Origin of the sequence: Actinacidiphila sp. bgisy160 (genome assembly GCF_965342435.1) — a bacterium.
GTDB lineage: Bacteria > Actinomycetota > Actinomycetes > Streptomycetales > Streptomycetaceae > Actinacidiphila.
This window is the reverse complement of record NZ_CBDRCM010000012.1, coordinates 138,663-149,555: the sequence shown is the minus strand read 5'-3', so window position 1 is coordinate 149,555 and position 10,893 is coordinate 138,663. Positions and strand designations below refer to the sequence as shown.

The window sequence follows — 10,893 nt, the reverse complement described above, 5'->3', positions numbered from 1 at the left end:
GGACCCCGCCACCGGTCGCCCGTCGCGGGTCGCGGGTCGCGGGTCGCGGGTCGCGGGTCGCGGCACACTGGCGGCATGGACACAGGCGGCGGGATGCCGATCGTCGGTTTCCTGCCCCCGGCGACCCGCGGATCCGCGCCACCATCGACGCGACCGAGCGGAGGCTCACCGACGACGCAAGGCTGGTCCACCGGTACCGCACCGGGGAGTAAGTGGACGGCCTCGCCGGCGAGGAGGGCGCCTTCCTGCTCCGCACCTTCTGGCCCGGCCCAGGCGCCGGCCCTGGCGGGCCAGGCCGAACGGGCCGGCGAGGTCTCCGCCCGGGCGGCGGCGTACGTCGACGACGTGGGCCTCCTGGCGGGGAGATCGGCCCGGAGACGGGTGAACTGCTCGGCAACTTCCCCCAGGCGTTCGGCCACATCGGTCTCGTCAACGCCGCGTGGGCGATCAGCGCGGCCCGGCAGACCATTGCGGTGTGACGATCCGTCACCATCTTTTCGCCCGCACGGAGCCGGCGGGGGCAGGGCGGGACAGGACGTACGAAGCGGGCCCGGGGCCTTTCATCGGGGGCCACTCCGGGGCCCCGGGCCGCTGCCTTCATCAGACACCCGCCGCCGGGTTCCTGCGAGCCGGACTGACCCACCCGGGCTCAACCGGGCAGGAGGCGGGTGGTGCGACAGAGCGTCCGGAGCCCTTCGCGCCCCGTGAGCCCGTGGGCAGCGCCGTGCCACGGGTCCCACGACCACACGATCGGCGCCGGCCGGGAAGGGGGCCCGGCCGGCGCCGGATCGGAGCGGGGCCGTTCTCCTGCACGGGACTCCCTGGGGGCCGGACCGCTTCGCGGTCCCCATGGAGTCCTGTGGCAGGTCTCCCGCGCCTGATTCAACCGTGAACCGGAAGTCGTCATTCCCCGTCCGGTCCGGAGACCGGGTGACGCCGCTCCCAGTCGGCGGCGAGCAGGCCGAACAGCAGGTCGTCGGTCCACTCACCCTTGATCCAGGTGTGAGCCTGGCGACGACCCTCCGGCCGGAACCCCACACGCCGCAGCAGCCGCGCCGAGGCGGTGTTGCGGGCGTCGCACTCGGCGCAGACGCGGTGCAGACCGCCGTCGGTGAACAGCCGGTCCAGCAGCGCGGTGACGGCCTCGGTGGCGTAGCCGTGGCCCTGGTGCGCCCGGGCGAGGGTGAAGCCCAGGTCGGCCTGTATCCGGTTGTCGTGCAGGCAGACGCCGATGTCGCCGATCAACTCGCCGGTGGCGGTGAGCTCCACCGCGTACTGGAACCAGCCCGGCTCCCGCGGATCCCCCGCGGCGAACCCCGCGATCAGGTGAGCGGCCGCCTCCACGGACACGGGCTCGCTCCAGCTCTGATACCGCGCGACGGCCGGATCGGAACGGTAGGCCGCCAGGGCCGCCGCGTCACCCGGGCGGAACCGGCGCACACGCAGCCGCGAGGTCTCCAGGAACATGCCCGCGATGGTCTCACGGCGGGGCCATGCCTCCATGCGCCCCGCCCGGCGTGGTCCGGCCGTTGCGTTGGTGCTCACCGATCGCAGGCACGATGCTGGTCAGTGGACGTCCTGGCCGAGCCCGGTTCCCGCGCCCCAGCGGGGGGAAAGAACCTAGCGAGGGCGAGATGACAGCCATGGAGCCACTTCCCACCGCCGCCGGTGGACAGCCGGAGTCCCGGGGCACCGACGGCGGCACCGCCTACACCGCCACCGCCACGCTCGACGACCACGGGATCGTCACCGGCTGGAGCGCCCAGGCCCACCATCTGCTCGGCCACACGCCCGCCGAGATCATCGGCCATCCCGCCACGCTGCTGCTCGCCGGACCACCGCCGCACACGCCGCCCACCGCGCCGCGCTGGGCCGGGACCCTCGCGCTCCGGCACCGCGACGGACACACCCTGCGTCTGCGCCTGCTGGCCCACCACCGGGAGTCCGCCGGCACGGGCGGCGGCGCAAGCCCCGGCCACAACGGCGGCGGCCACGGCAGGAGCGGCTGGCTCGTCGTCGCGGCGGTTCCCGGGTCCTTTGGCGACCCGCCGGCGCACGACGCCGTCCGTGGCTGGGCGTTCGGCCAGTCCCCCTGCCCCCAGGCGGTATTCGACACCAACCTGCGCCTGACGCGGGCCAACGCCGCCTTCGAGGACACGCTGGGGCTGCGCGAGGCCGAGATGCGCGGCCTGCGGCTGCCCGACCTCGCCCCCGGTGACACCGCCCGGCAGGCGGAGACCCACATGCGCAGTGTCCTGACCAGCGGCCACCCGCAGCACACCCCGGCCCCCTTCACCGCGGACGGCTCCCTCGCCACCGGACACGACGGCAGCGGCCGGGGCACCGGGCCGGGGGACACCGACCGGTCGCGGGAAGGGGCGGACGCGGCGGAGGGCGCCGACGGGGAACACGCCCTTCGGGCGACGCTGACCCCGCTCGCCGACCCGGCGGGGACCATACGCGGGGTGGTGTTCACCACCCACCCGGCCGCCGAGGACCCCGAGGTCAGGCGCCGTTCGCACCTCCTGCACAGCGCGGCCACCCGCATCGGCACGACCCTGGACACCACCCGCACCGCGCAGGAGCTCACCGACCTCGTGGTGCCCGAGCTCGCCGACTACGCCGCCGTCGACCTGATCGAGCCCTCCACCGGCCGGCACACCGCCGGACCGGACGGCCCGGTGACCGTGACCCGCACCGCCGCCAGGTCCGTCCTGCCCGGCACCCCCGAGGCCCTCATCGCCCTCGGCGACACCGCGACCTATCCCCCGGGCTCCCCGCCCGCCCAGACCCTGGCCACCGGGAAGGCCGCGCTGTACGACATCACCGAGGCCACCCTCGCCCGCTGGGCCGTCCAGGACCCGCGGGCCGCGTGGATCCGCGAAGCGGGCACCCACTCGGTCATCGCGGTCCCCCTCACGGCCGGCGGCAGCACCCTCGGTCTGGCCGTCTTCAGCCGGCACCGCAATCCCATCCCCTTCACCGCCGACGACCTCGCCCTGACCGAGAAGCTCGCCGACCGGGCCGCCGCCGCGATCCACAATGCCCGCCGCTACGCCCGCGAGCGCACGACGACGATGACGCTGCAGCGAAGCCTGCTGCCGCACACCCTGCCCGAACAGGCCGCCCTGGACGTCGCCACCCGCTACCTCCCCGCGACCACGCACGCAGGCGTGGGCGGCGACTGGTTCGACGTGATCCCCCTGTCCGGCACTCGCGTCGCGCTCGTGGTCGGGGACGTCGTCGGGCACGGCATCCGCGCGTCGGCCACGATGGGGCGGCTGCGCACCGCGGTGCGGACCCTCGCCGACGTGGACCTGCCGCCGGACGAACTCCTCACCCACCTCGACGACCTGGTGATCCACCTCTGTTCCGACGACGCCGGGGAGAGCCAGGACGCGGAGACCGCCGGTGGGATCGGCACCACGTGCCTGTACGCCGTGTACGACCCGACCACGCGCCAGTGCAGCCTCGCCCGCGCCGGGCACCCCCCGCCCGCCGTGGTGACCCCCGACCACGCCGTCCACTTCCTGGACGTCCCGGCGGGCCCCCCGCTGGGCCTGGGCGGGCTCCCGTTCGAGACGATGACCACGAACCTCCCCGAGGGAACGGTCCTCGCCCTCTACACCAACGGGCTGCTGGACCCGCACCACCACGACATCGACCAGTCCCTGGACAAGATGTTCACGGCCCTCGCGCACCCGGCCCGGTCGCTGGACACGGTCTGCGACCGGGTGCTGACCACGCTCATCACGCACCGTCCGACGGACGACATCGCCCTCCTGGTCGCCCGCACCCGCACGCTGGCGCCGGACCACATCGCCACCTGGGAGCTCCCCAGCGACCCCGCCACCGTCGCGCGGGCCCGCCACCACACCACGAGCCAGCTCGCCACGTGGGGCCTGGAGGAGACCTCGTTCACCACCGAGCTGCTCGTCAGCGAGCTGGTCACCAACGCCATCCGCTACGGCAAGCCGCCGATCCAGCTGCGTCTGATCCACAACAACACGGCGCTCATCACCGAGGTCACCGACACCAGCAACACCACCCCGCACCTGCGTCGTGCCCGTACGTACGACGAGGGCGGTCGCGGTCTGCTCCTCGTGGCGCAGCTCGCCCAGCAGTGGGGCACCCGTCACCATCCCCGCGGCAAGACGATCTGGACCGAACAGGCCCTGACGCCCGCCTGACGGCGGCTTGACGACCGCCTGTGGGCACGTACCCCCACCCCGTATCGCCGGTGGCCGTCCGCACACCTTGGAAGATACCCCCATGGGGTATAGGTTGGAGCGGCGCGGGCATCCGGCACGCGTCCCTCGGACACGCAACCACGGAGCAGTCTTGAACACCGGAACGAAGATCACCGCCTTCGCCGTCGCCCTGGCGGCCTCGTTCGGCACCGCCTACGGCGTGGGCGCGGCCTTCGACCCGGTCCGTGCCCCGGCGGACGGCGCGAACGCGCCGGGAACGCGGCACGCACACGACACCGCCGACGGCGAGGGCGAGGCACGTCCCGCGGGCGGCCTGGCGATCAGCGAGGCGGGCTACACCCTCGACCTCCTCACGCCACGCGTCGGATCCGGCCGCCCCGCCGAGGTGCGCTTCCTCATACGGGACGCCGACGGCGGGCCGCTCACGTCGTACCGGCGCGCCCACGACAAGGAGCTGCACCTGATCCTCGCCTCACGCGACCTGACCCGATACCGCCATGTCCATCCGGTCAGGTCCGCCGACGGCACGTGGCGTACCTCCGTCAGCCTCCCCCGCGCCGGAGACTACCGGGTCTTCGCCGACTTCACCCCCGCCGCGAAGGGCAGCCGGAACCTCACACTCGGCGCGGACCTCTCCGTGTCCGGCGACTACCGGCCCGCCGTGCCCCCGCCGGTCTCCCGGACGGCGATCGTGGACGGCTACACCGTGACGCTCGACGCCCTGCAGCCCGGCGCCGCACGGGAGTTGCGGCTGACGGTGACGAAGGACGGCCGCGAGGTCACGGACCTGCAGCCCTACCTCGGCGCCTACGGCCACCTGGTCGCCCTGCGCGCCGGCGACCTGGCCTATCTGCACGTGCACCCGGGCGGGGCCCCGGGCGACGGCGAGACCGCGCCCGGGCCGGACGTCTCCTTCACCGCCACGGCCCCGAGCGCGGGCACGTACCGGCTCTTTTTCGACTTCAAGCACGAGGGGAAGGTCCGCACCGCCGCGTTCACGATCACGGCCGGTCCGGCCGGCGGGCACGCAGAAGCGGACGCGGTGAGGGACGGCGGCGGCACCGGCGGCCACGGCCACTGACAGCGGGCGGGGCCGGCGGGCGGGGCCGGCGGCCCCTCAGGCGGAGCGGCGCCGCAGGCGGCGGGCACCCAGGACGGTTCCCGCGCCGGCGATCAGAGCACCCCCGGCGACGCCGGCGAGCGCGGTGACGTCGGGCCGGTGCCCGCCGGACCCGGTGTCCGCCAGCGCCGGGCGGCCGGACTCGGCGGCGGTGGCGGCCTGGAGGATCAGGTCGGCGACGACGTCGGGCCGCGCGATCAGGGACACGTGGCAGGTGTCGATCTCCACGGTGTGGGAGTGGGCGCGCTTCGCCTGGAAGCGCTCCTGGTCGGGGTTGATGGTCATGTCCTGGCGGCCGACGAGGGCCCAGGACGGAATGGTCTTCCATGCCGCGACCCTGGCCTTCTCCGAGAACGCGGTGGTGGCCGCGGGCCGCTGGGTGACCCCCAGCAGGTTCGCCTCGCTCTCCGGCAGGCAGGCGGCGAACACCGGGTGCACCTTGTCGCGCTTGAGGTAGAGGTCGGTACCGCTGACGCCGCCGCCCGCCCGGTACGGCACGGACTTGGTGGCGGTGCCGAGGGCGCTGGGGAACCGCTCGGCCAGCGACATCCCGCTCTCACCGACGTCCGGCATCAGCGCCGAGACGTACACCAGCGACTTCACCTGAGGGTTCCCGGCCGCCGCACTGCTGATCACCGCGCCGCCGTAGGAGTGGCCGGCCAGGACGATGGGGCCCTTGATGCTCGCCAGTTCGGAGGCGATGTAGGTGGCGTCGCTGTACAGCCCGCGCAGCGGGTTGGCGGGGGCGATGACGGGGTAGCCGCGGCGCTCGAGCCGCTCGATCACCCCGTTCCAGCTGGAGGCGTCCGCGAACGCCCCGTGGATGAGGACCACCGTCGGTTTCGTCCCGGTCGTGTCCCCGTCCGCGGCCGCGGGAGCCGCGGCGGACGCGCACAGGGCCAGGGCGCAACCGGCCGCGGCGACGTGGGCGCGGCGTATGTGACGCCGGGAGCGGGAATCCGTTGTTGCCGCCATGCCGTATCTCGCTTTCCTCGGTGCTCAGGGCGGGGGCCCTACGGCACCTGAGTGTTCACGGCTCCGCGGCGACAGGCCCGGCCGTCTGTGCCGTCCGGGTCACGGGCATGGACCGTCGGGGGGAAAACGCCGCCATGGGGGTGTGGGACCCGCGGCGGGCGCCGTGCGGCCGGGCGGCGGGGCGGGCGTCAGGAACGCTTCGTCCGCGCAATGACCGGCAGGAGCGGAGCGGCGCACGCGACCACGCCGCCGACCAGCCGGCCCCCTCCGGGCAGGCCGGCGATGCCGCTGCCCGCGCACGGGACCAGGCCCGCCCCCACGGTGACGGCGCTGCGGCCTACGGCGCTGCCGTCTCGGCGGCGGCGGCCGGCGGTGCTGTCGGGCATGCGGATGTCCCTCCTGTAGTGGGACGTGTGCGCCGATGGCCCGTGCGCCCGGCGGCGAGCGCGGCCAGGCCGGCGGAAAACCTCCGGGACTGCGATGCGGCGGTCCGGCCCCGCGGCGCGGGAGTTCCGCGGGGGCGGCCGAACCCAGGTGCGGCGACGCCGGCCGGCGTCAGTCGTGGTCCAGGGAGCGGTGCGGATGCGCCGGGTAGACGCCCATGATGCGCACCTCGGAGGAGAAGAAGCGTAGTTCCTCCAGGGCCAGTGCCACGCTGCTCTCCTCCGGGTGACCCTCGATCTCGATGTAGAAGCGGCTGGCCTTCAGCCCCGCGCCCACCTGGTAGCTCTCGATCTTGGTGAGGTTCACCGCGTTGCTGGAGAAGCCGCCGAGGGCCTTGTAGAGCGCGCTCGGGATGTTCCGCACGGAGAAGAACAGGCTGGTCATCATCGGCGTGCCCGAGTCCGGCGGGAGCTGGGCGTCGCGGGCGAGGACGACGAAGCGGGTGGTGTTGTCGGAGGTGTCCTCCACCGCGCCGCGCAGCACCTGCAACCCGTACAGGTCCGCCGCTCCCGGCGGGGCGAGCGCCGCGTGCCGCGGATCGCCGAGCTCCGCGACCTCCCGGGCGGCGCCCGCGGTGTCATCGCTCACCAGGGTCTGCCAGCCGCCCTCGCGGATGATCTGCCGGCACTGCCCCAGGGCGTGCACATGGCTTCGGACGCACGCGACGTCCTCCAGCGTTGCTCCGGGCACGCCCATCAGGTCGAAGCGGATCGGCAGGAAGTACTCCGCGATGATCGAGAGGCCCGCCTCCGGCAGCAGATGGTGGACGTCGGCGACACGGCCGGCGGCGGAGTTGTCCACGGGGATCACCGCCAGGTCCGCGGTCTCCAGCGCGACCGCCTCCAGCGCCTGCTCGAAGGTCGTACAGGGCAGTTCACGGCTGTCGGGGTACAGCCTGCGGGCCGCGGCGGCCGAGTTCGATCCGGGTTCTCCCTGGTAGGCGATGGTCACCATGTGCGCGTCGGTATCTCCGGATCGGTGGGCTGTGCGTGCGGCGGGGCCGTCCTCGCATGGTACTGCGCGTCGTGCGAGCAGCCCCTTCCCGTCCGAGGGCCGGACGGCCGCGGCCGGAACGGAACGCCTGCTCACCCGCGGTGCGGGCGGGTGACCCCGGGCGGGCCCCCACCACCTGGGGGATGCCGCGCCGGCCGCGGCGGCCGGCGCGGCGATCACCCGGCAGCGGCGCCGTACGATCGCCGAAGGTGCCGGTCGGGCCGTCCTGGCCGACCGTGCGCCGGTAAGGTCCACGCATGCGCGAAGTTGCGACCGGCGTCTGGCACTGGCGGGCGCCACACCCGGACTGGACGCCCGAGGACCGGTGGCCGCGGGAGGTGTCGTCGTCCGCCGTCGACGACGGCACCCGGCTGCTTCTCCTCGACCCGCTGTCCGTGCCGCCCGCGCTCCTCGCGCTCGCCGCCGACCGCGAGCCGGTGGTGGTGCTCACCGCGCCCTGGCACGAGCGGGACACGCGGAGCCTGGTCGAACGGCTCGGCGCACGGGTGTTCACGCCCCCGCCCGACACCGCCGACGACCTCGTGCGGAAGTTCGGCGTCACCCGCGAACAGGCCGGTGCCGGCAGCCCCGACCTCACCTGGCTGCGCACCGGGGACGACGGCGAGGGCTGCCTGTACGCGGCGGGCGACCGGCTCCCCGTGGGGGTGGAGGCGCTCGCCGGAAGGGAGCACAACGACCTGGTGCTCTGGGACAGCCGTGTGCGGGCGGTCGTCCCGGGCGACACCCTGGTCGACTTCGGCCGCGGCCTGCAGATCAACGACTGGCTGCGGGACGGCGTGACGCGCGAGCAGGTGGTCGAACGGCTGCGGCCGCTGCTCGCGCTCCCGGTCGAGATCGTGCTCCCCGCGCACGGCGCGCCGGCCGACCGGGCGGCGCTGGAGCGTGCGTTGTCGCTTTGAACCCACCGCGGACGGAGCAATAGCCGCATGGTGACTGGGCGTCCGCCTGCTTCGGGCCGGAATTCCCCTGCTGCTCCTGACTCCGTGATCACGGCACGCGGCGCCCCCACCCCGTCCGGCGCAATCGCCACGGCCTCCGGCCTGCGCGGCGATCACGAACGGGGCAGCCTGGGAAGCGGAGCCCGCCCGGTCGCCCTCGCACGCCGACCGGGTGGGCCGCTGCCTCGGAGCGGGATGACCTGGCGGGCCGCGGCGGTTGTATGGGGGGAAGTGCACGTCACGCGAGGGAGCGGCGGACATGACCGCACAGGACGTCGAACGCACCGGCTTCATCGAGCAGTGGGAGCGCTGGCACCGCGGCAAGGAAGAGGTGCTCGCCGGTCCGCACGGCTTCCTGGCGATCACCAGCCTGCGATGGCTCGGCCCGCGACCGGAACGCTTCGACGACGCCCCCGGCGCCTGGTCGGTCGCCGACGACCACGTGGTGGTCGAGCTGGACGACGGCGAGGAGTTGACCGTCGACGGGACGAGGGTGGGCGGCCGGTACGACTTCGGCGTCATCGCCGAGCGCGACAGCGTGTACGCCGGGTTCGGCGACGCGGTCGTCGAGGTCGCCAAGCGCGGCGGGCACGACATCCTGCGGCCGCGCCACCCGGACAGTCCGCTGCGCACCGGCTTCACCGGCACGCCCGCCTACACGCCCGATCCCCACTGGGTCCGCGAGGGCCGGTTCGTGCCGTACGACGCCCCGCGTCCGGTGACCGTGGGCGCGGCGGTCGAGGGCCTGGAGCACGTCTACGACTCCCCCGGCCAGGTGGAGTTCGACGTGGACGGCGCGACGTACCGGCTCACCGTCTTCAACGGCTCCCGGCCGGGCGCCGTGATGGCCCTGTTCACGGACACGACGTCCGGAGTGACCACGTACGCCGCGAACCGCTCCCTGCAGATCGACCCGCCGGACTCCGCGGGCGGGGTGAGCCTGGACTTCAACCGCGCGGCCAACCTGCCCTGCGCGTACACCGACCTCGCCACCTGCCCCCTCCCGCCCGCCGGCAACCGGCTGCCGTTCGCCGTCGAGGCGGGCGAGAGGATCCCCCTGGAACGGGGCGGACAGGCCTGACCCCGGCCGCTCAGCCGCGCAGGACCTCCCGGCCCAGCCGGCGCCGGGCCGGGTCCAGCGCGGCGTCGACCTCCTTGTTCCGCGCGGCGTCCGGCACGATGGCGGCCGGATGGTGCTCCCGGCGCTCCACGGCGGCGCGGCGCCCACTCACCGGGACACCGGGGCACGGACCCCGCGGTTCCAGCACGATGGCGTCGTCGCGGTGCAACCGCGCGTGCCCGGCGGTCACCACGGCGGCACCGGGCAGCTAGGCCGCGCCGACCGGACCCGCGCGGACGACCGCCGGACCACCGGGCACGGCCTGCCGCCGGACTTGCCCGGCGGCCGCATGACGTCGTCGGAGCTCGCCGGAATCCACGCCCCGTACCCTGGCTAGTCGCCGCGCGGCGGGGTGATGTCGTACGAGATGCGCCCGGCGGGCAGGTAGAACAGCGCGATGAGGGCGCCGCCGCGGACCTCGGGGTAGTGGTGGCTGCCGGGGGCGGGGGCGGTCCAGCCCGGACCCTGCCAGCCGCTGGGGCCGGCCAGTTGCGCGCCGCCGTCGACGGGGGCCACGAGGTTGATCTCGCCGTAGGGGTGGGCGTGGTACTGGCCCCGGTAGCGGGCCGCGCTGTTCATGTAGACCGCGGTGATGCTGAAGTACTGCGTCTCCGCCGAGGGCGGCGCGATGAGGCTGCGCCGGTAGTTCGGTCCGTCGACCTCGACGTTCGCCGCCCAGCCCGCCTCGACGCCGAGCCTGATCAGGCGCGCGAGGTGGCCGTACAGCTCGCTGTGCGGACCGTGGGTGTCGTTCAGCCACGCTTCCAGCTCCTTGCCCGCGGTGCGGTTCCTGACCTCGTCCAGGAACGGGATGCTGCGCTCGATGAGCTCTCGCCGGTGGTCCATCGTCCGTCCTCCTCGGCACGCGGGTGGCCGTCGCACCTCTCGGAATCAGCGTGGCAGCGAGTTTCGTTATAGTCAATGGTTGTAACCTAACTACGACCCACGCCGGCGCACGCGGGCGGCGGAATCCCCGCCCACCGACCGTCGTTACGAAACTCCCATCCGTAATGAAATGTCCACCCTGGCCCGTCTCCGACGGCACGGCCGGTGGGTCAGGCGAGGAGGTAA

Annotated in this window: 10 protein-coding genes; 4 read left to right on the top strand and 6 right to left on the bottom strand. The window is 74.2% G+C overall.

Annotated elements, in window-relative coordinates; genetic code table 11:
- Positions 1 to 903 precede the first annotated feature (903 nt).
- Entirely contained in the window at positions 904 to 1,545 is a 642-nt protein-coding gene (locus ACRWNP_RS13510) for a GNAT family N-acetyltransferase (RefSeq protein ID WP_431961397.1), read from the bottom strand.
- 98 nt (positions 1,546 to 1,643) lie between these two features.
- Between ACRWNP_RS13510 and ACRWNP_RS13505 the strand changes: the two genes are divergently transcribed.
- Positions 1,644 to 4,190, top strand: coding sequence for a SpoIIE family protein phosphatase (locus ACRWNP_RS13505; RefSeq protein WP_431961395.1), 2,547 nt, complete (start codon positions 1,644 to 1,646; stop codon positions 4,188 to 4,190).
- Between the two features lie 151 nt (positions 4,191 to 4,341).
- Positions 4,342 to 5,292 (top strand): hypothetical protein, encoded by a 951-nt coding sequence (locus ACRWNP_RS13500; protein ID WP_431961394.1) that lies wholly within the window; start codon positions 4,342 to 4,344, stop codon positions 5,290 to 5,292.
- A 36-nt stretch (positions 5,293 to 5,328) separates the two neighbouring features.
- Here ACRWNP_RS13500 and ACRWNP_RS13495 read toward each other — a convergent pair whose 3' ends face one another.
- The 3 genes from ACRWNP_RS13495 to ACRWNP_RS13485 all read right to left on the bottom strand — a co-directional run bounded on the left by ACRWNP_RS13495 (position 5,329) and on the right by ACRWNP_RS13485 (position 7,704).
- The gene (locus ACRWNP_RS13495) at positions 5,329 to 6,306 is read right to left on the bottom strand and encodes an alpha/beta fold hydrolase (protein WP_431961393.1); all 978 of its coding nucleotides are present in this window, start codon (positions 6,304 to 6,306) and stop codon (positions 5,329 to 5,331) included.
- Between the two features lie 188 nt (positions 6,307 to 6,494).
- Positions 6,495 to 6,692 carry a hypothetical protein gene (locus ACRWNP_RS13490; RefSeq protein WP_431961392.1) on the bottom strand — a complete coding sequence of 66 codons (198 nt, stop codon included), beginning with the start codon at positions 6,690 to 6,692 and terminating at the stop codon, positions 6,495 to 6,497.
- Positions 6,693 to 6,861: 169 nt separating this feature from the next.
- Positions 6,862 to 7,704, bottom strand: coding sequence for a prephenate dehydratase (locus ACRWNP_RS13485; protein WP_431961391.1), 843 nt, complete (start codon positions 7,702 to 7,704; stop codon positions 6,862 to 6,864).
- 296 nt (positions 7,705 to 8,000) lie between these two features.
- On the opposite strand from ACRWNP_RS13485, the gene ACRWNP_RS13480 reads away from it, so the two are divergent.
- Both ACRWNP_RS13480 and ACRWNP_RS13475 read left to right on the top strand, forming a co-directional pair.
- Positions 8,001 to 8,663: a hypothetical protein gene (locus ACRWNP_RS13480; RefSeq protein WP_431961390.1), complete on the top strand. Its 663-nt coding sequence runs from the start codon at positions 8,001 to 8,003 to the stop codon at positions 8,661 to 8,663.
- Positions 8,664 to 8,961: 298 nt separating this feature from the next.
- The gene (locus tag ACRWNP_RS13475; protein WP_431961388.1) at positions 8,962 to 9,783 is read left to right on the top strand and encodes a DUF1684 domain-containing protein; all 822 of its coding nucleotides are present in this window, start codon (positions 8,962 to 8,964) and stop codon (positions 9,781 to 9,783) included.
- Between the two features lie 10 nt (positions 9,784 to 9,793).
- Here the strand turns inward: ACRWNP_RS13475 and ACRWNP_RS13470 are convergent, their stop codons facing one another.
- Both ACRWNP_RS13470 and ACRWNP_RS13465 read right to left on the bottom strand, forming a co-directional pair.
- Positions 9,794 to 10,012, bottom strand: coding sequence for a hypothetical protein (locus tag ACRWNP_RS13470; protein ID WP_431961387.1), 219 nt, complete (start codon positions 10,010 to 10,012; stop codon positions 9,794 to 9,796).
- Positions 10,013 to 10,155: 143 nt separating this feature from the next.
- Positions 10,156 to 10,668 carry a DUF4863 family protein gene (locus ACRWNP_RS13465; RefSeq protein WP_431961386.1) on the bottom strand — a complete coding sequence of 171 codons (513 nt, stop codon included), beginning with the start codon at positions 10,666 to 10,668 and terminating at the stop codon, positions 10,156 to 10,158.
- Positions 10,669 to 10,893: the final 225 nt, after the last annotated feature.

What these genes read in the sequence shown, in the direction of transcription:
- ACRWNP_RS13495 (WP_431961393.1), bottom strand. Translation starts at nt 6,306, where the DNA reads ATGGCGGCAACAACGGATTCCCGCTCCCGGCGTCACATACGCCGCGCC.
- ACRWNP_RS13480 (WP_431961390.1), top strand. Translation starts at nt 8,001, where the DNA reads ATGCGCGAAGTTGCGACCGGCGTCTGGCACTGGCGGGCGCCACACCCG.
- ACRWNP_RS13490 (WP_431961392.1), bottom strand. Translation starts at nt 6,692, where the DNA reads ATGCCCGACAGCACCGCCGGCCGCCGCCGCCGAGACGGCAGCGCCGTA.
- ACRWNP_RS13475 (WP_431961388.1), top strand. Translation starts at nt 8,962, where the DNA reads ATGACCGCACAGGACGTCGAACGCACCGGCTTCATCGAGCAGTGGGAG.
- ACRWNP_RS13465 (WP_431961386.1), bottom strand. Translation starts at nt 10,668, where the DNA reads ATGGACCACCGGCGAGAGCTCATCGAGCGCAGCATCCCGTTCCTGGAC.
- ACRWNP_RS13485 (WP_431961391.1), bottom strand. Translation starts at nt 7,704, where the DNA reads ATGGTGACCATCGCCTACCAGGGAGAACCCGGATCGAACTCGGCCGCC.
- ACRWNP_RS13505 (WP_431961395.1), top strand. Translation starts at nt 1,644, where the DNA reads ATGGAGCCACTTCCCACCGCCGCCGGTGGACAGCCGGAGTCCCGGGGC.